Origin of the sequence: Rhodohalobacter sp. 614A, from assembly GCF_021462415.1 — a bacterium.
GTDB lineage: Bacteria > Bacteroidota > Rhodothermia > Balneolales > Balneolaceae > Rhodohalobacter.
This window is the reverse complement of the sequence record NZ_JAKEDS010000002.1, coordinates 147,772-171,092: the sequence shown is the minus strand read 5'-3', so window position 1 is coordinate 171,092 and position 23,321 is coordinate 147,772. Positions and strand designations below refer to the sequence as shown.

The window sequence follows — 23,321 nt, the reverse complement described above, 5'->3', positions numbered from 1 at the left end:
ATCATGAAACGTTTCTGTAAAAAAATTGTCATCTTTGTTTTTATATTCTTTCTCCTTTCGCAGGCGATAGGCCTATTGGCTCCATATCATTGGGGAAATCCGTGGTTCAGTTCAAAAATTCGAACCCTGGATGAACGGAATAAATCTGATCTGCCAGATGCTTATTTTTTCGGGTCAAGCAGGGTCTATCGGCAAATTGATCCATCCGTATTCGATAGTGTTTATTCAAACCTGTCTAATCAAAAAATCTCTTCTTTCAATTTAGGAGCTCAAGCCACTTTCGCACCCCAAGTGTATCACTTGTACGAACATTTTCTGGACTCTGAATTATCTGCAAATGCAAAGGAAAAATATGCTTTTGTTGAATTGACTCACGTACAGAACCTCGGCAATGAAGTTATGCATCAGGAAAGAACTACTTATTGGATTAATTTTAACGAATTGAGGTTTATTTCATCGTATGTGGCTAACCATCCCGGCATGAGCTACCAGGAAAGCATCAAATATTACATTAAATATGGTATTTCATTTATTGAGAATATGTTTAATCTGGGACATTTTGGACAATCATATTTAAGCCCCGGATATTATAAAGCTGAATATTTAGGGCCGTCATCGAACGGTTATGTTCCATTGGATTATGAATTAAATACAACAACGGATTCCACACTTATTCATCATTATACCGAAAGAAGAGAAGCCCTTGCTGATAGTAGTTCTCTGCTTGATGTCAGAGCACAAACAACTCAAAACCATTTTAAATCCATTTCGGATGAGCTCAATGAAGTTCACCTCAAAAGAATTTTGAAATTGATTGAAGACTCAAAGGAAAAGAATATACAGTTGATCTTCCTTCTTTCTCCACGAAACACGAGACAAAGTTTAGTCAACTTATATCATGCCATTCCTGAATCCCATAAAATTCAATTAGCGGATCCTGAGAATTTTCCCGAGCTCTATGAACTTCAATATTCGTTTGATGCAGGACACCTGAATAGTGATGGTGCTAAGATCTATAGCACCTTGCTTGCACAAAAATTTTACGAAAAGAAAACGGATCAGCACGTCTCTAACTGATTTCTCTCAGAGAATTGGACATAGCTGAAATCTCATCAATATACCCCATACTGCTTCCCAAAATAAGAGAGTATAAAACACCATATTCAGGCGAAAGATGCGTCAGATAAATTTGGCCAAATAAAAACCCGGCACACAAGGCAAAAAGAAAGGCATATTTCAAAACCTCACTGGAGTTCACTTTTCTATAAAGGTAATAGATTGGCAGACAGGTTATTATGATGTAAAAAATAAAAGCGAAGATTCCTCCTTCCACCGCCAGGGCCAGATAAACATTATGGGGTCTGTAGTTCCACCAAACGGGAATATCGGTATCTACATCCGACCAAATATTCCTTGAGTTGTTAAAGCCATTCCCAAGAATAAATTTTTGATCAACCACTTTTTGTAAGGCACCTTTGTTCATCTCTAACCTGAAATCTGCCGTTCCCCTGGAATTTCTCACAGATGTAGCTTGCTCTATTCTATCCCCTAAAACCGAATAGTAGGTATTTATCGCTTCCATGTTTGTGGTGATTAAATACAGCAAGGATAATGTCAATACAATAACAAATACCGTTCTGGTTAATACTTGGGAAGAAGACCACATTTTGGGACTGATTAATCTCAGCCAGGGGAGTATGAATAAAACGCATAATAAACTAAAGAAGGCAATGTTTCCCCGCGAAAGCGTAAATAAAAGCCCAATAAAACCGAGAAGAACAGCTATTCTCTTCATTATCCACGCTATTCTATTCCGGTCAAAAAAATCACTCACTATAAGAAACGGAAACAAAGTAATAAACCAATTTCCCACAAGGTTGGGATGGCCCAGAGTTCCCTGTACCCTGCTGATTTCTACTCCAAACGAATCTCTTAGTTCTGTACTTTGTCCGCGCCCAAAATAAGCTTTTGGATTTCCAAACTGACTAAATGTAAGCTGTTGTATAATTCCTATTACAGATTGAATAAATACGCTGATAAGTGCAAAGCTTACCAGCACTTTGGGAGTAATAACCCTGCCCCATGCTCTTCTGGCATAAAAAGCCATAAACAGTATGGTTATATATTGGGTGAGAAATGGAAGGTTATTCATAAAGTTGGCACCGATCATCGAAAAAATGATCAACACAAACATTAAACCAATTAAACTGTAATCCCAGAGATCCCACTTTTGAACTTTCCAAAAGCCTGTATATAAAGACTGCAAAAAAACGACTATCATTAAAGCTATTGCCGGAATATTCCACACATACAAATTGATCACCCTGATATTTACCGAGAGCGGAATAAATAAACCGGCCAGAGTAGCAAAGAATACAAATTTTTCTATATCACGTAGTTTCAAGGAATACCTGAACTTTAAAAGAGAAATTATATGTTAAATGGCAGAATGCTCGAGTTGTTTCTTAAAATAAGTGTCTAACTCTTTGGTAAAATAGGAATCTGAATCCCCAACCTTTCCTTTTCGGGGCCTGACTGATGAGCTTGCGGGCAATGGTGTAATTCCCAGGTTACTCATTTTTTTTTGAATTCCATGCAGCAGTTTAAAACGGGGTATTTGAGGTTTTTTGACAGGATCCTGAGGTGGTTCATTTATAAAATCACAGACTGACTTTATCGCCTCAGTATAGTTATTCTTTAAATCTTCAAACTTCAGGATACACACGTCTTCAACTTTCTTCCATTCCTCCACATGATATCCCCAGTAACGCACCCGGTTTTCATCATATGCTTGTTCTGTCCGTATTTTTCTAATGATATGGTCGTTTTTTGTTTCCAAAAAATTATGGAAGTCCACTCCCGGTTTCAGAAAATGATATAATGAAACCAACGTATCCTTTCCATTTCTGTAGATGTAGATTTTTTTTGACTGCTGAAAAGTATCCTTTATTAACTGTTCAAATTTATCCTTCGGATTTTCAATATTCATCTCCTCGGGTAAAAGATGACTTTTAATAATCACAGGCCGGTCTTCATTCAGATACTTTTTAAATATTTTGTAAACCTTCTCATCTTTTCCGAATAAAGAGCCAATATTAAAATCTGCCGGCAACAAAAAATGATTGGGAAACCACGCATCCTGAACATTTGCCCGAATGGAATCGATAAGAAAATGAGTTCCTGAACGGCGATGAGAATTAATAAGAATATTGGCAGCCATATGTTTATCCTTTTAAAACCGGGTTAAACAAATCACTTTCCTCTTTGCTGAGGTGATTTTCCCAATCACCTGAAACACCTTTTCTAAAAAAACTGTCTTTATCCTCGCTTCCCCGTTTCCGTCCTTTCGTCATACTTTTGAAACTAAATTTCTCAATTGCACTTTCAACAATTTCTTTGTCTAAATCTTCCTTTTCTTTTTTTAGAATCGGGTACAAATAATCAGCTCCTTCTTCCAACAGAGAGTCATAACTGACGTTCAAATCTGCAATTTCGGCCCACTCTTTTAAATGATTTTCCCACTGATTTATAAACCACTTGATTCTTGATTTCTCTCCCAAAAAACCGAAAAACCGGTATTGCAGCCGTCCTTTCCATTCGGCTAAACCATTTTCCATAAAATGTTTAAAGCTGATATACACATCTCTGGGATCGCGATGTACATACAGAATCAGGTCGGTTTCTGTATTCACGGGAAGATCCTCAATCATTTTGTGAGACTTGTATAAAACATCAATACCGTGAATCCGATCCCACTCATGCTGTCCTCGTGTGTTTTCGTAAACCCACTCCTGTTTTGGTTTTGAATTCAAATCAGCAAAATCAAAATAGGGCACATTATAGATGTAGGAGGTTAAATAGCATACCCATGTATTGCCACTTTTCGGGAAACCGATAACCCATAGTTTTTTACTTGTATCCATATGATTTATAAAGATTTCCTGCAATTAAATTAAAAATGAAATTCTGGTATCCACTTAAATTGTGGTTTTGCTTTGTCTGAACAATTTCTATCTGGTTGTCAAACCTCCACCTGCTTCCGCTTATATTGTGAATGTTTGAATTATCAATCGTATTGGTGATTTCCATTGCCTCAAGATCTAAAAAGCTAAAAATGCGGTTCAGCTCATCCTGCGGATCATTTATCAGGTCTTCATATCGTATTTCGATGGAATCTAACGAGAACTTGTTGATGACTTTTTTCATTCTTCTGTTTACTAAAAACCATCTTAAAGCTGTTTTATAGGCTGATCGCGTGGATGTCTTTTGGTCATTATCATAGCTGGGCCGGGCTTTTTCTTTCAGGCTGCTTTGCACCACACTTTTTCCATTTCGGATCAGGTGTATAACTTTTAAATTTATAACCTGTTTGCCTTCTGCAAGTTTCTCCAACCGCCCAACACTTTTTGATGAATCCAGAACATATTTCACAGAACTGATCCTGCTTACTTTATCGACCAACTTATAAGTTTGCTCAAAATATGCACTTGACAAATTTTTCGTAAAGAAGTCCAATCCTGTAAATGTTTTCAGCCGGCTCAGTTCTCCATGCAGTCTAAAATCATCCGGCAGCATTTTTTGCACTTTATTCCAAAAAGCACACTCATCTATTGGCTTTGAACAGGAACAAAGTAAATTGTCCTTTCTCCACCGATCATAAAAAATCAGCTCGCCCACACTTTGAATCTCCTCATGCTGATTCAAAATCAAATCCAGCAGTGTAGACCCACTGTAACCCATCGGGCCGATGTAAATTAAGTTTACCTTTTGTGGTGTCATTCGATTCAGATTCGGCTTATATCCATGATTCGATTCTTAAATCTGATTTGATTTTTCTTTTACATCAGAAGCCGCAAATAAGCCCTCTACATATTCCTTCAGATCGTCACTCACCTCTTTTTTCTCGGACAGATTCAGCCTGTTGAGAAACTTAAACACATTCGTAAAGCCGGTTGCGTTGGATACTTTAACCAACCCCCTGTTTTTCTTTACTTTTTTTCTTGTTTTTTTGAACACTTCATACAAAAAATCAGACCTCTTGCCCCTGGATTTATTCATTTTTTTGTTCAGACAAGCAGGTTGAAACTCATCCTCAATTCCCAAAAAACCATAAAGCTGTTTGCACACAATGGATGGGCGTTCTTTGATATCCTCAAAATTGATAACAAGAATGTCATCAAAAAGCTCGTGATACCGTTTCAGGCGTTCTTCGTAATGGCTGTAATCCGAAAAATGATAATCCGAATCGTACTTCTTATAGTCAGCCAGATCATCTCCGGTGGTTTCCAGATAATTGTGCATTTTCACAAACTGAAAATGTGAAAGCGACCTTTCAACTTTATCCCGAAGCGAAACAATAATCTTCACATCCGGAAAGTCCTGTTTGATAAGATTGGGGGCCTCATTATCGTACAAATAATTGGGCGTTATTTCTCCTGACTTTAAATGGCTTCCTCCTTCATTTAATAAATTCATGTACCACTCAATACCCCGCCCATAATTCCACCTCTCTTTTTTATCTCTTTTGGAATTTTTATAAAAGGCATCAAAGAAATGTACTTCCTTTAAAGACGCAGGAATATACACTTCCGGGTGTTCGCTCAATACCTGCGAAATCCACGTACTGCCACATCTCATGGCACCAATTCCGATAAAATAGGGAGTATCTGACATAGCTAATTTTCAGTTACAAGTTTATCAATCTGGTTAATTTGGTTTCTGGTTCTTGGAAAAACGGAACCATTGTTAAGTATTTGGTAAATCATCTCCTCCGTTCCCGAATCCAGTTCAGATCTCCAGCTATTCAACCGTTCATTGACTGAAATATCGGTTCTCTCTTTTTTCGTAGTTCCCGAAGGATTCTTCCAAATACTTAAAATTTCTTCATCAGAAGTTTGATTATCGATATTCAGATAGTCTTTTATTCCGTAAAACATCTCAAGAGGCGAGGCGATCATTTCTTCGTAGGTAATAACCAATGGATGGATGAACCCTGCCTCTTTCCAGTAAAGCGGGAGTTCGTTCATTATCATGTATAAAAGAATGATGCGGGCATTCACATCATCCAGGTACTGATCAAAATGGTTATCTATTGGTAATTCATTTTCAAATTTCCTGAGTAATTGACGGACCAGGTCTGACCTGGAAATTTGGGCTTTAATTCTGGCTGCTCCTCCCTTGTTCCGGATAATACTGGCCAATACAGCTCCCGGATGCCGAATCAGAAGTATGCATTTTGATGTGAATTTTTTCTCATAATAAGGCAGGCATAAATTCGACCTTACCATTTTTACGACCAATGGATCTGCAAACGCCACTTTGTACTCGCGATGTCTTCTCACCCACTCTCCTTTCAGGTCTCCTTTCAAAACCTGTTCCTGCAGATGAAAAAATTCATCGTCACTGAGGTAATCATTCCAATAGGGAATCCATTGCCGGTCACTTTCATTTTTGTAGTAAAACCTATTTGCCTCTTCAGTTTTAAAATGTAAAGGTTCATAGATCGACCTTCGGTTAAAAATTTTACTAATTGCCTGCATAAGAAGTGTCGTTCCACTTCTCCAAAAACCAGAAACGAGGAGAGTCTCGGCCGGATTGACTCTTTGCCGCTTTTTTTTATCTACGATCTCAAAAAGACCGAGTACTCTAAAAGCATCTGAAAGAAGATCCATTTCAGGTTTTATTTATTCTTTTTGATTAATTGGATGTTATCCCTGACAGATCGAATATCTACCAGGAAGTAGAGTAATATCAGGCACATAATTGTGTAAATAGCCGCCAAGAAAATCAGGTGAATACCAAACCCACGTAAATATGATACCAACAGCACAGATGCGGTTATCCCGGCAGAAATTTTAACTACGGTTGCTACTTCATAAGAAATCTTGAGATAATGCTTCACCTGGAAAATCCGAAGTACATTTGTAACAGCCAGTGACACACCGGTTGCAACGGCAGCACCAACTCCCTGATAAACTGGGATTAAAAACCAGTGGAGGCCAATAGCTATTATAAATCCGGCTAAGAGAGACAGCAAACTGGCTCTCTGATGATTGGTCATAATCAACATATTTCCTGCTGGCCCGGCCAAAACATTTATAGTGTATCCAAAAACAAGAAATACCAGCATGAGGTAAGCTCCGCTGAATTCAGCCCCAAAAATGATCGCCAAAAGGGGCTCGCCAAATAAAATGAATGCCCCGCCAAGTGGAATACATATTATTGCCCCCCACCTTACAAGTGTTCGGTAAATGTGGTTAAGCTGCTGAAAATCGGAACTTGCGTAAGCCTCGGAAATCAGCGGTTGGGAGATGGGCGTAAAAGCGTCCAGGATGAAAGACAAAATAACGGCGATCGTATTTCCCGCTGCAAAAAAACCAATCTGAGAAGTATTTGAAAAAATACCTAACATCACACGATCCAATTGGGCTCTTCCAATGTTCAGGAAACCATTCCCCCAAAGTGGAAATCCATAGATCAACATTTTTTTTAAAATGGTCCGCTCTTCCTCTCTGGAGATTTTTGTTTTTAAATGAGTAAATAAAACAGGCAGAGAAAAGGAGAAGGAAAGAACTGCCGAAAAAATTAAAAGTATAGCCAGCCAATGAATCGTAATATTGGAACGGATTAAATAACATGCCCCCAAACTCAACACAATGATACAATAGAATGCAAATTGGTTTATAAAAACCTCCTGTGTAATCTTTTTCAAGCCCCTGTAGCACATGGTCAGATAATTTCTCAAACCAAAAGCTACGATCATTACCGTCAACGCAGTGATGACAATGACGGGAGTTTCATTACTAAAAAAGACCGTTTTGATTTGATCTCTTGATAAAAACATCAGGAGTGTGACGATGGTGAAAACAATCCCCAAAACAAAGAAACCACTTCTGATTACGGCGGCTATTTTGTCTTCTTCACCATTTCTTCGAAAATGCGATATGTAATAAACAACGGTTTGATGGAGGCCAATTTGTCCCGTCATGGATGCAAATCTTGTGAGAGAAATAACCAGCTCAAACGTCCCTAATCCTGAGGGGCCCATCAATCGGGAAATAATTACTTTGGTTCCTATTGAAAAAACCTTGGATAAACCGTTGCCAATAAAGGCAATCTGGCTTCCTTTGGACAACTGTTTCGATAAGTCCTTTTTTTTGTCAGCTTTTTTACTCACAGGCAATTAAGACTCAAGTATTAATTTTTTTCTGATTTTCATGCTGACAAAAAGCGGTAAATACGAAAGCATCAGGCCGATATAGGGCTTCACATTTTGCATATTTCCACTAATACTCTTTTTAAAATAGGATCTGGATCTCTTTCGATTCCGTTTCTGAAACAATAGGATCTTTCCAAGACCGAAGTATTCATTCGACCAATATTCGTGTTCGAATACTTTCAGCTCCGGGAAAATATCAAATGCTTTTTCTTCAAATTTCTGCCTGCTATTCAGGAAACTCACCTCAGATATGGATCCCGACAGGCCATCATCACGAACCCTGTAACAGGTCAAAAGTTGATTGATATAGCCGAGATTTGAGTGCTTAATACACCTTAACAAGAACTCGTGATCCTCAAAATGATTCATGCTGCAATCGAATCCCCCTGTGCTTTGGTACAACTCTTTCCTAAAAAATAAAGTGGAGGTAAAGCGGGCTATTTTTGAAAAGAATACTTCTTTTGCCTGTTCAAGTTTTGTCACAGGAAAATGATAGGTGATATCTTTTCCATATTTTTTATCTACAATTGTTTTGGATGCGGTTATTACAGCTCCACGCCCCGGATTATTTTCCAAAAAAGTATATTGGCTGGCTAATTTTTCCGGTTGGAAAATATCATCGGAATCCAAAAGAGAAATGTAGTTTCCTTTTGAAGCTTCAATGCCAACATTTCTGGCATGAGCAGGTCCACTATTCTTCTCCAATTCAATGACCCGAACCGATTGCAAATTGAATTTTTCGCGGACAAATGAAGCTGTACCATCCTGAGAACAATCATCCACAACGATGATTTCAAATTCGCATTCAAGACCTTCCTGGCCTAAGACACTTTCTATAGCCGATGCTATATATTCTTTAGCATTGAAAGCCGGGATTACAATAGAGATCAAATCATTTTTCATAAAAGTAAATTGCTTGTCAGAAGCGGCTCTTCAATTTTATATAATACTTTGAAGGATCGGTTCGAACTCCGTTTATGATTCTCTTTATTCGGTGAAATACTGTATAAAATGTGTAACTCAGATAACTCTTGTAGTAAGAAATCTGTGACGGGATTGTGTTGTGAGATCCGGATAAATCATAGGCATGTTCTTTTAAAAGTTCGCCCAGCCCGATTTCCAATATTTCAATTTCTCTGGGTTCAAGATTTTCCTTCCATCTGTGTATTTTTTCTTTTTTGGGTGATTTTGCTACATCCTGGTGAATCACCTGCTCCTGGTCCGGAATTCGCTGGGAAAATGTATTTTCTGTAGCCAGGTTGTCGGAAGTTTTCAGAAATGAAATCAGCTGTTTTCTTATAGCTTCTGTATTGAGGATCAGATCTTCGTACCTGACAGGAAGGACATTTTGGCGGACAGGATGATTACATTTCTGAACGGACCTTTTCCATTCATCCACCGTTTGAAATGGATTGAACACAAAATCCCTCTCTTCATAAGGCAGTGGCAACCCTTTTTGGGAATTGTAAACGGCCCTTGGATCTCTGAACAGGTGAATCACCTGGGATTCCGGAAAGTTTTGAACAACTTCATCGAGCATCCAGGGCAAAAAGGGAACGCCTTTGTAGAGAACAACCGTGGCATTCGGTTTATGCTTATTCCGATAGGCTTCTAATAATTTTTTAAAAATATCTGCTCCGGAAATGGGTAATGAAGCCTCATACAAATCATCTTTAAAACTTCTTAAATCCAAATCCCAGGAAGAAACTCTTGAGTTATTGACGATATAATCAAAGTAATAGTCAATCTCCTCATATGCGTTAATGTGCAACACAGATCGATTTTTCACACCTAAAAGTTCGGGTGGAAAATCTCCCTCAAGAGTCACACAAATGTCAGCATAATTATTTAATAAGTTGCTTAAAAAAGTTGAACCAGATCTGCTGAGATATGTAAGAAATCCATATCTAAAGGCCATATTTTATTTTCTTAGATTGCCTAGAGCCAAAAATTATTTACGTAATTACGGACACATATTGCCAAAGATGTTTTGCCAGAGAATGTTTCTTGAAGGCTAAAAAAAAGCATCTGATGAATTCGTCTTATCAGTGATTTTATTTTACTGAATCGATCAAAATCATCATTAATATGTTCCTACCACTACTTTAAATCTGCTGATTAATTTTATAACCCAAACCGAGCTCAGATAATTATCAAAACGGAGTTATTGAAAATATCTGGCCCTTTTTAAAAATGATGAAACACCCACTCTCAGAGCATTCCTATTCTATTCAGAAGACAAGCGATCTATTATAAGAATTGCTGTTGCTGTTGTCCCTGCGATGGATGAAATCACTCTCAGCCAATCCACAAAAGCCGGCCTTCGCCTTAGTTCCAAACTTACGATGTAATCATTGCCCAAAGGCATATTTGTAAACTCGTCAGGATAATCCTCATTGTAGCGAAACATAAATGATTCCTGGGTTCTTCTGCCTGTTGACGGATCTTTCTTTGAAATCGTAATTTCTACACGCAGTTTACTCCAGTCTGCCGTTTGAGAAATATTTCGTTGTTGTACAGGGCCACGGGCATACCCAATAAGTTCATGAATATTTGTACCTCGCGGAATAATATATTGCCCGGGAGCATTCACATCACCAAAGACACTTACTGTATCCGCAAAAACGCCTGGTTCGGCTATACGGACATATCCCTCTGCCAAGCGAAAAAGAGAAAGAGATTGTGACAAATCCTGAGCTTTGAGGCTTTCTGATACTGAGCCAAATGATAATAAGGTGAGTAATAAAATCAGGTATCCGTTTTTTTTCATGAATTGCTCTTGTTGTTCTTTTGGGTTTTAATGCTGATGTTCGAAAGTTTAAATTTCTAAGTGCTATAAGGGCGTATCATCTGAATTTTCAGTTGAGATAAAGTGTAAAGAAACATCTCTATCTGGAGGACAGACATCCTCAAGATCTCACAGACAATGGGGTTCGCTACTTGAAAATATCCGGACTAAGTTTCCTGATACTCTTTGTAAGCTTCATAGTTATTGTACTTATAATTGTAATTGTAATATTCAGCGCTCTTGCTATGCTTATAAGCTGTTAATACAGTCCCAATTATATTCGCGTTCACACCCTTCAGGTTCTCAATGGTTTGTTCAAGCTGATATGTCTGAGTTTGGCCAAACCGGGCTACCAAAATTACACCATCTGCATTCTGCATTAACGGGGCAGCATCTGTAATCACTCCAAATGGCGGAGTATCAATAATGATGTGATCGTAGTGGTGTTTTAACTCACTTAAAAAACTTTTGAGTTTCTTACTCTGCATCACGGCTGCAGGATTGGGAATGGAATGACCCGCCGTGAGAGCCTCTACTGCCGGGGCAATGGTTGGTTTTATAGCCGTACTTAGTGATTTGTCATCATAAAAAACTTCTGATAGGCCCGGTTCTCTCGCTTCACCGGTAAATGTATGAATATTCGGTCTCCGGAGGTCACTGTCAATCAGGAGAACTTTTTTTCCACCTTCTGCCAATGATACGGCAAGATTCGCAGAAACGGTGGTTTTCCCTTCACTCTTCTGAGAACTGGTTACTACGATAGTCTGAATATTCGTGTCCGGATCGGAAAAAATAATATTATTCTGCAAGCGGCGATACGCTTCGGAAATGGGTGAAATAGAATCCAGTATGGTTTCCCAGCCGGTGCTTACCTTTTTATCTTTTACGTGCACAAAGGATTGCCCGTTGTATTTTTCCTTCACATGATTGGTATAATCAGGAATGACCGACAACAAACGGAATCCCGCATCTTTCAGTTTCTCTGCGCCATCAATTTTCGAATTAAGTGAACTTCTTATAACTACAAACCCTATTCCAAATGTAAATCCGATGATCAAACCGATGAGAGAATACAAAATCTTATTCGGCGAGGATGGATCCTCTGGCAAGTAACCGTAATCAATCGGCCGCCCTGCACCAAATTGTGTTTGCTCCCATAACTGCGTTTCAGCAAACTGATTCGAAATTGTAGTAAAAAGTTCTTCCGAGATTTTTACTTCCCGCTGAAGACGCGCCAGTTCCAGCATATTTTCCGGAAGACCATCAAAAAATTGATTCTCTTCTGCCATTCTCTGCTGGATAACCTCTTCCTGTGCATTGAGTTGCGACTCTTGAATTTTCAACTCAATTAAATTTTTTCTGAGCTCAAGAATACGATTTGTCACACCACCATCTTCTTGTTCCAGGAAACCGATGTACACATCGGAATCATCTGCATTTAAAAGATTATTGGTGATTTCCCTTATCTCTTCACGAACCGTTCTAATCTCTTCCTGATTACGAATAAACTGTGGCTCGGATTCCGGGTTACTTTGCAATCCAGGATTTCGTTGAAGCATTAATGATTGGGCTGTTCTTAACTCAGCCAAACGCAACTGGGCTCCTTCCAGCCTGCCGCTAATATTCTCGGCAAACTGTTCGGCAAGACCGGGTTTAATTTGCTCAAGCTGGTTCTCATACGATTCAATGGAAGAACTTATAGAAACCCGCTGCACCTGTACCTCTTGCATCTGGGATTCAAGTTCTGCCATCCTGGTTATGACTGCATTTGTCTGGCCATCTACCTCTACCAGGTTCGTATTCTTTCTATAATCTTTCAGGGCTACTTCGGCCGATTCAAGATTACTTTCTACATCATCCAATTCGCTCTCAAGAAATGTGAGAGCTGAGTTTGCTTCAGTTCTTTTCTGCCGTATAGATACATCAATGTAAGTGTCGATGGTGATATCAACCAGGCGTTTTGCCTCGAATGGAGAGTAACTTTCATACCGGATTCTAATAACATCTGTATCCTGATCCGTCCGCTCTAAAATCATTTTATTTTTTATTCTCTGTGCCACGGCAGACTGAGGAATAAGGGTAGAATCTTCAGGATAATTATACCAGAGAATCGGGAAGTTCTCACCGTTTTCCATGGTTTTCTCTTCTAAAAGTCTCTTGGCAATTTCACTTGAAAGGCTCCTGGATTGTAAGATTTCCATTTCATTCTCCAGCCTGTTGCCCGCACCAACCCCAAACGTTGAAGACATCATATATGATAAATCAGAGTCTTTCATGGGATACTGAGAATTCTCTTGGGTAATCAGAACAGTACCCGAGCTTTCATAAATTGGCTGAGCTAAATTCGCATATAAATACGCACCGCCAAAACAAAGCAGCGTGATGCCAATCACCCACCATTTATATTTTAAAAGAACTCCGAATACAACTCGTAAATCAATCTCATTATCATTACCAGACTCAAACAGCTTCTGATTGTTCGTCACATTTTCTCCCTTATACCGGGGCTGTTCTCTATGAAAACCGTTGCTGCCATTTGAAAAGGAATTGTTGTCGAAGTCGCTCATGAAATACCCTTATTGATATGTTTATCTAAAAAATTGATTTATTCAGAAACATTGAATGTGAATTCAAATATACTTCTATAGCACACTGCTTGGGTTTTAAAAAGTATTATTCGGCAAAGCTCAGTGCCTTTTTTTATTTAATGAAAAATTAAAATTATTTAATTAATTTTTTTTAATCTTATTACAGTTAAGTCAAGGACCTCGCAGAATACTGTTAATTATTACTGAAATACATTTGCTAATAGCTTACTGTGTATTGTAAAGTAATTACCATTTGATTAGAATTTCATAACATTTAAAATAGTGTGCAGACATAAATTTTTAAAAAAATAATCGAATCTTGCCAAAATCTTTTAAGATTTCTTACGATTCTTACTAAGAAATACAAAATTATTTTAAATGAAAATACAAGAGACTGTTAAAAGCTGTATAGACGGTTGCGAAAGCAGAAATGAATTGCATTTACTTATTCGTTTTTGCCACAGAAAAGCATTGGCATATTTACGAATGAAAGCCTCTTCTAGTTCTTTGTATATGATACGAGGAGAAAAACTTGAAGACATTGCCTGGGATTTTATCGCAGATATTTTTGAGAAAAATGAGAAGGGCGAACTAATAAAATTAAAGGAATATTTTTGTGATAAGGATATCGCAACCTTTACCGAGAAAAAAATCCGTATTGAATTAAGGAAACTTATCTTTACAAAAGTAGAGGATAATATTTTCCGTTCTCTTGGAAAAAGAGATCCATCCCTGAGAAAAATTATTCGAAATCTTAAATTGGCTTTAAAAGAAAAAAGCTGTCATCACTCAATAATGTATCACGACGGCAGAATTATTGTTGAGGAGAAAGAAATTCAAAATCAACCGGCAATGCCGTCCGAGTTTATGCAGATGAAACTCTGCTCCAGGTTACATGAAAAAATGCAGATTCCTGATATTTTGGATGAAGTGATTGAAGTATTAATCTGTCAGGACAGATATCGAAAAGAATTTCCACTTGTGGCGTTGGCATCCATCATTCGAGAAGCGTACGTGCATCTCAACGAATCTCTTGCAGAATCGAGTAAGTTACCGAATGTAGAAGAGGATATGTTTCAATCAGATTTTGAAAATTTTCTGGATGAAAGCGTTCAAAAAACAAAGAAAAAAACCGGCGTGTCATACGTTGAAAAAGGCAAATTAGATAGCGAGGAGCTGGATTTGTATATGGTTGCAGCCCAAGATATTGTAAGAGATCATTTCACGGATGGCAGGAAAGAATTCTCGCAATATGAATGGCTAAAAAACTATCTGCCACACTTAGATCATGAGGATTACAGGAATAACAAAAGACAATATCTTGAGTATATTGTTAATCAAATTAAAAAAGATTTAGTATCTTCTTTCAAAGATGATTGGCTTTAAAATCGGCACCAGTTCGATTTTGCAAAGACATGGGTAAAAACAACAAACGTTATTTTGGATAAACCTTCCGAAGAACATATAGAAACTTATATCCGCTATCCATCAGATCTGTCTACTAAAGAAATAATATGGATTGAAGGGTGGATTGAGAAAGATTGCGAACTCCGCCTTTTGGCAGATTGGTTTAGGGATTACTACAATACCGTCGATCTAATCGAAAAATCCACAAATGATACCGATAAGAAACCCTCTTACATTCGCTTAAAATCGAGTAAGGAGGAAAAGCGCTTTTCTAGTAACTTTTCTTCCCCCACCACCCAAATACAGGCATTATCAAGAAAAAATTTAACACTTAAACCAGTTCGAACCTTTATTTCGGACGATCATAAAACCTCAATACGTGTATTACACGACAAGGTAAATAATCAGTTTAAGTTATATGTGGTTTCTGAATTTGTTGGTGAGGACGATTTAGTAATCATCAAAATACCCGAAAAGAAACTAACCTTTGTCAGTGAATTGGGAGGTTTTATTTCTATCCCCGAAAGTATCTCCCTCAACGATATCAAGGGATGGAACCAGTGTGAGTTATACCTGCCGTTATCAAAAGTTCATGTTTATTGTGATAAGAAAACAAACTTCATAAATATTGACTCGTTTGATATTGACACAGATAAGTTGTCCATCCATTTAGAAGTTATAAATCATGAGGCAAAAATAACTATTGACCGGCTTCATAAATCTCCTCCTCAAAAAATGGTTATTCATGGAGAGAAAGAGACACATTTAAGAATGTTGGAAGAGGGAGTTTGTAGGGTACCTATCGAAGATTTTTCTACATCGGTGTCCAAACTATTCTTCTTTGAGCAGGAATCATAGCGATACGCTGATTTTCTTACCCTAAAAAGATCCAGTACAGAATAAAAAACCTGCAATCAGTACGTTCATCAATTGTTGGAGTTACCCGGCTTTTGTTATTTCCGCGAGATTCAAATTATTGGTTTAAATCTGTAGACTTTTTTTGAATCAAAGAATCAGCCGGGGTTGTTGAGTTGTTTTTGCTCACTCTTCCAACGCCTCTCGATTAATACCTAGTTTAGCTTCCATTTCTTCAAGCGAAATATTCTTGGTTTCCGGCATAAGCTTCCAGACGAACAGGAGTTGCAGGAACATCATAAAAGCAAAAAAGGAAAAGATTTGTGCTCCGGAAAATGCATTAAGAACCGAGGGAGTCACCAGCGTAATAATGGCGGCAAAAACCCAATGCGTTCCGGATCCGAGTGACATTCCATAATCGCGGACGGCATTTGGAAATATTTCAGAAATGAATACCCAAATGACGGCCCCTTGTCCAATAGCATGCGAGGCAACAAATGCCGTGACAAATGCAACCACAATCGCTCCTTCAGCACCGGTTGAAAAAGCCCATGCGACTCCCAGCAGAGATAAAATGTAGCCAAATGATCCAATATACATCAAAACCTTTCTTCCAGCTTTGTCAATCAGATACATGCCGAAGAGGGTAAAAATCAGGTTTACAACCCCAATAGGTACTGAAGCTCCGAGAACTTCGCTTGCGGCAATTCCGGCTTGTTCAAAAATTCGGGGAGCATAATAAAGCACAAAATTGATTCCCGACCACTGATTGAAAAACGCAAAAAGGAATGCCAGCATGATTGGAAAGCGAAGTCTTTTCGAAAAGAATTTGGATGCTCCAGAATCACCAGAAACCGATTTGGTTATTTCAGCCATCATCTTGTCGATATTGGCTTTTGGGTTAAGTTGTTGCAATATCTCCCGTGCGGTTGATGTATCTTGTTTTTTGATTGCCAACCATCGGGGACTTTCCGGAATACCTATCACAAAGAAACAGTAGATGGCCGCAGGAATTCCTTCTACACCCAACATCCAGCGCCAGGCGTTTTCATCCAAAGTGGTTCCCAGCCAATAGTTAGACAGGTATGCAACCAAAATTCCAAACACAATATTGAATTGATACAAAGCAACCAGCTTGCCACGATTTCTTGCGGGTGTAATTTCTGAAATGTAAACCGGGGCAGCTACGGATGAGGCCCCAACACCCAGGCCGCCAATAAAGCGTGAGAATGAAAAAATATACGGATCGGGCGCAAGGCCTGAGCCTACGGCGGAAAGAAAGTATAAAATTCCAATCCAGAAGAGTGTTTTTCGTCTTCCAAATTTGTCACACGGGATACCTCCAAAAAGAGCTCCGATGACCGTTCCCCAAAGAGCCATCGACATAATAAACGTTCCGTGAAACAAATCACTCATTTGCCAGAGTTCCTGAATCGGCTGGTCAGCCCCGGAAATCACGATGGTATCAAATCCAAATAAAAAGCCGGCCAATGAGGCCGCAATAGCAGACAGTGCAATAGACCTGGTTTTCAACATAGAGTAATTCGTTTTTAGTAACTCTATAAAGTAAGAATCAGAAAAATAGAAAGCCCTCCAATGCATCGAACAGGGCTTTCTTTGAAGCTTTATTTTTTTACTACTTTATCAGTGTGGTGATTGTACCAATAAGCGGTAACGGCTTTTCCTTTTCATTCACCACATTCATAATACCGAGAATCATACAAACCAACCAAAAAAGCCAAACAACTGGATAAAGCAAAAGGCCAATTAAAATAACCGTTAAAATACCGGCAGCCATATTTCCTATAACCAGGAACAGCAGTAAAAGTAATTGTTGATTTGCGTGATACTTTGCAAAAGAATTGTCTTTGCCATCGGTTACCAGCGGAAGGAAAAAAAGAATCGGGAATATATATCCGATAATACCAAAAAGCCGGACTTGGCTTATATCTGCATCCACTGAAGGTGAGTGCGAGCTTTTCCTTTGAGCGCCGGGCTCGTTACCGGGAATTTTTTCTTCCATAATATTAAATGTGAAATAAGCGGTTCAGGTTGAACGATATAATCAGATACCTTTCGGGTTGGGCCCGTAAGCATTCGTACCCGGTTCGCTATCCTGCACATAAAAATAGATAAGTACAATCCAACCAATAAGCGGAATCAGGCCAATCAGAATCCACAAGCCCTCTTTGCCAATATCATGAAGCCGGCGAACTCCTACCGCAATACTTGGCAACAAAATGGCCAGGCTAAACAGAGTTCCAATAAAACCAATGCCCATTCCCACTATTGTGTCCAACACAGACAGAATCACAGAAATCACAAAATTCACAAGAACAAACGTCCACAGCTCAGTTCTGCGGGACCTGCCTTCAAATTCAATATACTTGCCGAGTGCTTCCATGTACCACTTTTTAATCTCTTCTACATCCATAGGTTATCCCCAATTATGTTATGATTAGTGAATTGTTAAAGCCTGAAACGATAATGGCTAATTCGTATTTAAATATCAAATCGTTCCAACTGATAATTTAATGATAACTCCATAACACACAATAGCTTTTTCTTGATGAAAGTTTTTTTTAAAAACGGCTAAACGATTCAAGGATAGAAAATTACAATCCCTTTAATAACGCTCCATTTACATCATGTTTTGGTTTATGATAAATCAATATCAAAGCTTAAATTTACCAACGATTATTAAATCGTTTTTTTCATAATGTTCTTTACAAATCATCAAAGACTTCAATCCAAAATTTTGATCAACGTACGCCATCCTCTATGAAAGTTTTTCATCGTACTATTTCCTGCCTGATTTTTATTTCACTTTTAGCCCTTTCATCTTGTTCCACAACTGAGACGGTAACATACACTTCCCCAGACCTAAACACTCTAACCAGCCAGATTGAACGGCCCATACCCTACCCTATTGAGATTCCCGCAGCATATAGCGCGGCCGTAAGCCAGGGGACACGAACAGCCAACGGGGCTCCTTCAAATGAATACTGGCAAAACTATGCATATTATACTCTTCACGCTGAAATTGATACTTCAACAAATATTCTGAAGGGAAATTCTCAGGTTACTTATGAAAATAACTCGCCCCACTCGCTGCATGTACTTGTTGTTGAACTAACCCAGAATGTTCATAAAGCAGGGGTTCCTAAAAATGAAACTATTGAGATTACCGGCGGCATGGACCTCTCTCGCATTGCCGTAAACGGTCAGGAAATTGATGAGACCAGCATTTTAGAACGATGGACCCAAAACGCCAGCGGCTATATTCTCGAAGGCACTCACTTATACATCTACCCCGAAAGCCCTCTAAATCCGGGTGACTCCATGGATTTTGCATTTGAATGGTCATTTGAAATTCCACAAAAAGGAGGTGCCGGAAATGATTCAGGAAGAATGGGGAGAAGCCGTGACAATCTCTATTATGTGGCTTATTGGTATCCTCAATTTGCCGTTTATGATGATGTTTATGGATGGTTCAATGATCCGTTTTTGGGGAATGCCGAATTTTACCATGGCTTTGCAGACTATGATGTAACCATAACGGCTCCCGACGAATGGCTGGTTATGGCTACAGGAGAATTTTTAAACCCGGAAAGTACCCTGTCTGATGAAACTCTTGAACGTTACCGAGAGGCCGGCGAAAGTGACGAAGTTGTAACTATTGTTGATTTCGATGAGCTTGGAGATGTGACACAAAATACTGAAGACGGCAAACTTCCCTGGCGATTTCAATCTCAAAATGTCACTGATGTAGCTTTTAGTGCCACGCTCGAATCAAAATGGGATGGTACACGATCACCCGTTGGCGATTTGGATGGTGACGGTGAAACTGACTACACCCGAATCAACACATTTTATCGTGAACCGGCTCCGTTATGGGAAGAACAAGCATCCTATGCTCAACACTCCATCGATTTTTTGTCGACTTACACAGGCCTTTCTTATCCCTGGCCGCACATGACTTCCGTTGAAGGAGCCGATATTATCGGCGGTGGTATGGAGTTTCCAATGATGACCATCATCGGTGATTATAATCAGGCAGGTGCTGTCCGTCTTCACAGCGTTACAGCTCACGAATTGGCACACATGTGGGTTCCCATGATGCTCAGTACCAACGAACGCCGTTTCTCCTGGATGGACGAAGGATTTACCAGTTTTCACGACAATCTTGCCTCCATCGACAAATACGGCTCCGATCGCTTTGATCAATTGGACGTATTCAGCACATATATGCAGATTGCCGGAACCGAGTTAGAAGGAGAAATGATGAGATGGTCAGACTATCACTACTATCCCAATTCCTTCAGCGTGGCATCGTATGATAAACCAGCCTCTGTTTTATACGCCTTAAAAGGAATTCTGGGAGACGAACTCTTCCTCGAAGCTCACCGTGAATTCATGGCCCGATGGCAATACAAACATCCATACCCGTGGGATTACTTTCGAACGGTTGAAGATGTAACCGGCCGCGATCTTTCCTGGTTCTGGAGATCCTGGTATTACGAAACCTGGGTTCTTGACCAAGCCGTTGCCGATGTAAGAAATGAAGAAAATACTGTAGTCATTGAAATTGAAGATCGTGGCAATGTACCCATGCCGGCAACCGTTCTGATAGAGTTTGAGAACAACACCGTTCATACGGAAACGGTTGATGTGGAGCGTTGGCTGAACGGATATCGAACCGCTCAAATTCGTATCATGTCGGAAGCTCCTGTTTCGCAAGTTACTATAGATCCCGATTTTAAATTCCCCGATGTAGACCGGTCAAACAACCAGTGGTCTGCGGATGAAGGATAGATCGATAGGAAATTTTTAAAATCTCTGAAAGTATCATTTTTTAAAGTTAATATTGACAATTGCAATTGATTACCAACCATCTATTATATGAGGTCAATTTTTAACCGATTTAAACAGAGCAATACATTACGCTGGTTTTTTCTGGGTGCGGGGATTCTTGCTGTTATTGTCCTCACCGGACTAAATGTCTACTCGTTATATGCGTTGAGAGAATCAACCATTGAATCAGCCAAGGAAAACAGAAAAAGCCAACTCGAGGAGTTTACCGAAACAATCAGACACCGCTTCTCCTACCCTTTCCGAAACCTCAGCAAACTGGACATGAGTAACCTGGAAGATTCGTGGAATGAAACCGGTGATTTTCCAGTCAACTTCAAAGAAGTTCTTTTAGATGCCATTGATGACTCTCTGTTCTCCGATATATATTACACTTCGGATGAGAGGATCGGTTGCTGGTACCCGGATGAACCCATTTACAAGTTTGATAAAGCCTCCGCTTCTTTCATCGTTGAAAAAAATGTACCTAAAGAGGTTTGTGATGGTATTGGCATATCCAAGTCGCGGATGAATACAGTTTCTCTTCAGAATTATCGCTGGAATAATAAAGTAGAGTTTGATGCCCATCGCTCTATGACCCTTGCGTTGATAGATATGGACCAACAAAAGACCGTGGGTCATATCAATTTTCTAATCAACAGGGAATACCTGTTGAACAATGTGATGAAGCCAAAATTGGCGATCAAAATTGGTACGCCTGATGAATCCGGAATTGTTGTTTGGTTGCGCGACTGGATGCAGGATGAAATTCTTCTGAGCAGTGATGACAGCTTTGCATACGATCGTGGAAAAGTAGACATTCGCCAGCGATTTCCCGACCTGCTTGATAATTGGGTTCTCTATGCTTCATTTCTTGAGTCTCCCTCGGTAGCCGCAACCAAGGCATCTGTAAATCGAAACTTCATTCTTCTTGGAATCGCCGTTTTCATTCTTTTTGGCGCCTTCATTTTTATGTTTATAAATGCCCAGCGCGAGCGTGATTTTGCCCGGCGTCAGGCAGGTTTCCTTGCCAATGTTACGCATGAATTAAAAACGCCGCTTGCCGTCATGCAGGCCGCCGGTGAAAATATTTCAGACGGCAGAGTCACTGAAGGGAAACGCCTGAAAGAGTATGGCACACATATATATGGAGAAGCCATACGTTTACGTAAAATGATCGATAAATTACTGGATGTAGCCAAAGTTGACTCTGGACAGACCGTAGTTGAACAAGCTCCGTATCAGCTCAAACATCTCATTAGTAACTATTATGAGACAAATAAAGAATATGTTAAAGAGAAAGGTTTTGAGTTTTCTTTCAAGGCAGATGAAAAAAATCCTCTGGTCATGATTGATCCGGATCACTTGGAAACCATCATGAATAATCTTATCGAAAATAGTCTCAAATACAGCCATAAAGAGAAGGAAATCCGGATTGACTTGGTTTCCGATAAAGATCATGTACAACTTTCTGTAACCGATAAGGGAGAAGGCATTCCCAAAAAAGCGCAGAAAAATGTGTTTGACAAATTTTACCGGGTGGAGAATTCTCTTACTGCCAAAACAAAAGGGCACGGACTTGGGTTATCCATCGTTAAGAATCTCGTGGAACTGAATGGGGGAATCATCTCTTTGAAGAGTGAACCGGAAAGGGGTGCTACATTTTCAATATCTTTTCCTGCGCTCGTAAAAGTTCCGGAAGGCTATAATGAACAGGAAAACCTTAACTCCGTTAATTTTTCGAAAAGAGTTGAATTAGATAAATATGTCGGATAGATCGAAAAGAATTTTAATTATTGAAGATGAGCCAAGTCTTGTCTTTACTCTTAAAGATACCCTGGAAGCTGAAAGTTACGATGTAACCGTTGTTACGGACGGGGCTGAGGCAGTAGAAACCGTTAAAGGGATTGAACCGGATTTAATGATTCTGGATCTGATGCTGCCTAATATGAGCGGTTACGATATTTGTAAGCAAATTCGGGATCTGAAATACACCTTTCCCATTATTATGCTCACCGCACGCGACCAGGAGATTGATAAAGTCACAGGGCTGAATATCGGTGCAGATGATTACATCACAAAGCCTTTTGGGGTAAAAGAACTTCTTGCACGAATTAAAGCAAGGCTGCGACGGGCTAATGCTTATACAAAATCCGGGCCGGTAGAAATCCTGAAACTTGGCGATGTTAAAATTGACCTAAACGACGCCAAGGTAAAAAAACCGAACCAGGAAGAAGAAGAACTCTCCACACGTGAGGTTGAAATCATCGAATTTTTTCTGGCCAATGCCAATCGCCCCATCTCTCGGGATGATCTGCTGGAAAAAGTATGGCGCTATGAATACAGCACCAACACCCGTACAGTAGACGTACACATCTCAAAATTGAGAGCTAAAATCGAGCAAAATCCTGACGATCCCAAATTCCTTGTGACGCTTCACGGAGTTGGCTACATGCTTCGCTTTAATTAATCAGGCCGCATTTAAAAAATTCGAAACAATCCACAACCTTCGGTTTCTGATGACTATGCTCTTCTGAATCAAAACCGCTCTGTTTCCATTTCCTGTATCTCTCCCATTCGATAAATCAGATTGGAAAAAATTTTTTAATTCTTT

Annotated in this window: 20 protein-coding genes; 6 read left to right on the top strand and 14 right to left on the bottom strand. The window is 39.3% G+C overall.

The window, feature by feature from the left end:
* Nucleotides 1-3: 3 nt before the first annotated feature.
* The gene (locus L0B18_RS09575) at nucleotides 4-1,077 is read left to right on the top strand and encodes a putative rhamnosyl transferase (RefSeq protein ID WP_234571543.1); all 1,074 of its coding nucleotides are present in this window, start codon (nucleotides 4-6) and stop codon (nucleotides 1,075-1,077) included.
* Here L0B18_RS09575 and L0B18_RS09570 read toward each other — a convergent pair.
* From L0B18_RS09570 to L0B18_RS09520, 11 genes are all read right to left on the bottom strand, one after another.
* Nucleotides 1,070-2,404 (bottom strand): O-antigen ligase family protein, encoded by a 1,335-nt coding sequence (locus L0B18_RS09570; protein WP_234571542.1) that lies wholly within the window; start codon nucleotides 2,402-2,404, stop codon nucleotides 1,070-1,072. The two genes, L0B18_RS09575 and L0B18_RS09570, sit on opposite strands and share 8 nt — an antisense overlap.
* A gap of 33 nt (nucleotides 2,405-2,437) precedes the next feature.
* Complete coding sequence (locus tag L0B18_RS09565) at nucleotides 2,438-3,220, bottom strand: sulfotransferase domain-containing protein (RefSeq protein ID WP_234571541.1); 783 nt, start codon at nucleotides 3,218-3,220, stop codon at nucleotides 2,438-2,440.
* Nucleotides 3,221-3,224: 4 nt separating this feature from the next.
* Entirely contained in the window at nucleotides 3,225-3,923 is a 699-nt protein-coding gene (locus L0B18_RS09560; protein ID WP_234571540.1) for a sulfotransferase domain-containing protein, read from the bottom strand.
* A complete protein-coding gene (locus tag L0B18_RS09555; protein WP_234571539.1) occupies nucleotides 3,910-4,779 on the bottom strand; it encodes a sulfotransferase family protein in 870 nt (289 codons plus the stop codon). The genes L0B18_RS09560 and L0B18_RS09555 overlap by 14 nt, the downstream gene beginning before the upstream one ends.
* Nucleotides 4,780-4,815: 36 nt before the next feature.
* A complete protein-coding gene (locus tag L0B18_RS09550; protein WP_234571538.1) occupies nucleotides 4,816-5,673 on the bottom strand; it encodes a sulfotransferase family protein in 858 nt (285 codons plus the stop codon).
* Nucleotides 5,674-5,675: 2 nt separating this feature from the next.
* The gene (locus L0B18_RS09545; RefSeq protein WP_234571537.1) at nucleotides 5,676-6,671 is read right to left on the bottom strand and encodes a sulfotransferase domain-containing protein; all 996 of its coding nucleotides are present in this window, start codon (nucleotides 6,669-6,671) and stop codon (nucleotides 5,676-5,678) included.
* Nucleotides 6,672-6,679: 8 nt separating this feature from the next.
* Entirely contained in the window at nucleotides 6,680-8,176 is a 1,497-nt protein-coding gene (locus tag L0B18_RS09540; protein ID WP_234571536.1) for a flippase, read from the bottom strand.
* A 6-nt stretch (nucleotides 8,177-8,182) separates the two neighbouring features.
* On the bottom strand, nucleotides 8,183-9,121 hold the full coding sequence (locus L0B18_RS09535) for a glycosyltransferase family 2 protein (protein ID WP_234571535.1): 939 nt from the start codon (nucleotides 9,119-9,121) through the stop codon (nucleotides 8,183-8,185).
* Nucleotides 9,122-9,137: 16 nt separating this feature from the next.
* Nucleotides 9,138-10,136 carry a sulfotransferase gene (locus L0B18_RS09530; RefSeq protein WP_234571534.1) on the bottom strand — a complete coding sequence of 333 codons (999 nt, stop codon included), beginning with the start codon at nucleotides 10,134-10,136 and terminating at the stop codon, nucleotides 9,138-9,140.
* A 309-nt stretch (nucleotides 10,137-10,445) separates the two neighbouring features.
* Complete coding sequence (locus tag L0B18_RS09525) at nucleotides 10,446-10,988, bottom strand: hypothetical protein (RefSeq protein WP_234571533.1); 543 nt, start codon at nucleotides 10,986-10,988, stop codon at nucleotides 10,446-10,448.
* 185 nt (nucleotides 10,989-11,173) lie between these two features.
* Nucleotides 11,174-13,573 carry a GumC family protein gene (locus L0B18_RS09520; RefSeq protein WP_234571532.1) on the bottom strand — a complete coding sequence of 800 codons (2,400 nt, stop codon included), beginning with the start codon at nucleotides 13,571-13,573 and terminating at the stop codon, nucleotides 11,174-11,176.
* 534 nt (nucleotides 13,574-14,107) lie between these two features.
* On the opposite strand from L0B18_RS09520, the gene L0B18_RS09515 reads away from it, so the two are divergent.
* Complete coding sequence (locus tag L0B18_RS09515; protein ID WP_234571531.1) at nucleotides 14,108-14,980, top strand: hypothetical protein; 873 nt, start codon at nucleotides 14,108-14,110, stop codon at nucleotides 14,978-14,980.
* A 54-nt stretch (nucleotides 14,981-15,034) separates the two neighbouring features.
* Nucleotides 15,035-15,859 carry a hypothetical protein gene (locus L0B18_RS09510; RefSeq protein WP_234571530.1) on the top strand — a complete coding sequence of 275 codons (825 nt, stop codon included), beginning with the start codon at nucleotides 15,035-15,037 and terminating at the stop codon, nucleotides 15,857-15,859.
* 183 nt (nucleotides 15,860-16,042) lie between these two features.
* Here L0B18_RS09510 and L0B18_RS09505 read toward each other — a convergent pair whose 3' ends face one another.
* The 3 genes from L0B18_RS09505 to L0B18_RS09495 form a co-directional block, all read right to left on the bottom strand.
* Nucleotides 16,043-17,392, bottom strand: coding sequence for a sugar porter family MFS transporter (locus L0B18_RS09505; protein WP_234571529.1), 1,350 nt, complete (start codon nucleotides 17,390-17,392; stop codon nucleotides 16,043-16,045).
* A 100-nt stretch (nucleotides 17,393-17,492) separates the two neighbouring features.
* Nucleotides 17,493-17,879 carry a DUF4870 domain-containing protein gene (locus L0B18_RS09500; RefSeq protein ID WP_234571528.1) on the bottom strand — a complete coding sequence of 129 codons (387 nt, stop codon included), beginning with the start codon at nucleotides 17,877-17,879 and terminating at the stop codon, nucleotides 17,493-17,495.
* 42 nt (nucleotides 17,880-17,921) lie between these two features.
* Nucleotides 17,922-18,290 carry a DUF805 domain-containing protein gene (locus L0B18_RS09495; RefSeq protein WP_234571527.1) on the bottom strand — a complete coding sequence of 123 codons (369 nt, stop codon included), beginning with the start codon at nucleotides 18,288-18,290 and terminating at the stop codon, nucleotides 17,922-17,924.
* 347 nt (nucleotides 18,291-18,637) lie between these two features.
* Here L0B18_RS09495 and L0B18_RS09490 point away from each other — a divergent pair, with 347 nt between their 5' ends.
* From L0B18_RS09490 to L0B18_RS09480, 3 genes are all read left to right on the top strand, one after another.
* A complete protein-coding gene (locus L0B18_RS09490; RefSeq protein WP_234571526.1) occupies nucleotides 18,638-20,671 on the top strand; it encodes a M1 family metallopeptidase in 2,034 nt (677 codons plus the stop codon).
* 87 nt (nucleotides 20,672-20,758) lie between these two features.
* Nucleotides 20,759-22,483: a sensor histidine kinase gene (locus tag L0B18_RS09485; protein ID WP_234571525.1), complete on the top strand. Its 1,725-nt coding sequence runs from the start codon at nucleotides 20,759-20,761 to the stop codon at nucleotides 22,481-22,483.
* Nucleotides 22,473-23,177, top strand: a complete 705-nt coding sequence (locus L0B18_RS09480) for a response regulator transcription factor (RefSeq protein WP_234571524.1) — start codon at nucleotides 22,473-22,475, stop codon at nucleotides 23,175-23,177. The genes L0B18_RS09485 and L0B18_RS09480 overlap by 11 nt, the downstream gene beginning before the upstream one ends.
* Nucleotides 23,178-23,321: the final 144 nt, after the last annotated feature.

Excerpts from the sequence above, each read along its gene's own strand:
- L0B18_RS09530 (WP_234571534.1), bottom strand. The coding sequence starts at position 10,136 with ATGGCCTTTAGATATGGATTTCTTACATATCTCAGCAGATCTGGTTCA.
- L0B18_RS09505 (WP_234571529.1), bottom strand. The coding sequence starts at position 17,392 with ATGTTGAAAACCAGGTCTATTGCACTGTCTGCTATTGCGGCCTCATTG.
- L0B18_RS09545 (WP_234571537.1), bottom strand. The coding sequence starts at position 6,671 with ATGGATCTTCTTTCAGATGCTTTTAGAGTACTCGGTCTTTTTGAGATC.
- L0B18_RS09480 (WP_234571524.1), top strand. The coding sequence starts at position 22,473 with ATGTCGGATAGATCGAAAAGAATTTTAATTATTGAAGATGAGCCAAGT.
- L0B18_RS09495 (WP_234571527.1), bottom strand. The coding sequence starts at position 18,290 with ATGGATGTAGAAGAGATTAAAAAGTGGTACATGGAAGCACTCGGCAAG.
- L0B18_RS09485 (WP_234571525.1), top strand. The coding sequence starts at position 20,759 with ATGAGGTCAATTTTTAACCGATTTAAACAGAGCAATACATTACGCTGG.
- L0B18_RS09550 (WP_234571538.1), bottom strand. The coding sequence starts at position 5,673 with ATGTCAGATACTCCCTATTTTATCGGAATTGGTGCCATGAGATGTGGC.
- L0B18_RS09575 (WP_234571543.1), top strand. The coding sequence starts at position 4 with ATGAAACGTTTCTGTAAAAAAATTGTCATCTTTGTTTTTATATTCTTT.
- L0B18_RS09500 (WP_234571528.1), bottom strand. The coding sequence starts at position 17,879 with ATGGAAGAAAAAATTCCCGGTAACGAGCCCGGCGCTCAAAGGAAAAGC.
- L0B18_RS09565 (WP_234571541.1), bottom strand. The coding sequence starts at position 3,220 with ATGGCTGCCAATATTCTTATTAATTCTCATCGCCGTTCAGGAACTCAT.
- L0B18_RS09515 (WP_234571531.1), top strand. The coding sequence starts at position 14,108 with ATGATACGAGGAGAAAAACTTGAAGACATTGCCTGGGATTTTATCGCA.
- L0B18_RS09560 (WP_234571540.1), bottom strand. The coding sequence starts at position 3,923 with ATGGATACAAGTAAAAAACTATGGGTTATCGGTTTCCCGAAAAGTGGC.
- L0B18_RS09520 (WP_234571532.1), bottom strand. The coding sequence starts at position 13,573 with ATGAGCGACTTCGACAACAATTCCTTTTCAAATGGCAGCAACGGTTTT.
- L0B18_RS09490 (WP_234571526.1), top strand. The coding sequence starts at position 18,638 with ATGAAAGTTTTTCATCGTACTATTTCCTGCCTGATTTTTATTTCACTT.
- L0B18_RS09555 (WP_234571539.1), bottom strand. The coding sequence starts at position 4,779 with ATGACACCACAAAAGGTAAACTTAATTTACATCGGCCCGATGGGTTAC.
- L0B18_RS09535 (WP_234571535.1), bottom strand. The coding sequence starts at position 9,121 with ATGAAAAATGATTTGATCTCTATTGTAATCCCGGCTTTCAATGCTAAA.
- L0B18_RS09525 (WP_234571533.1), bottom strand. The coding sequence starts at position 10,988 with ATGAAAAAAAACGGATACCTGATTTTATTACTCACCTTATTATCATTT.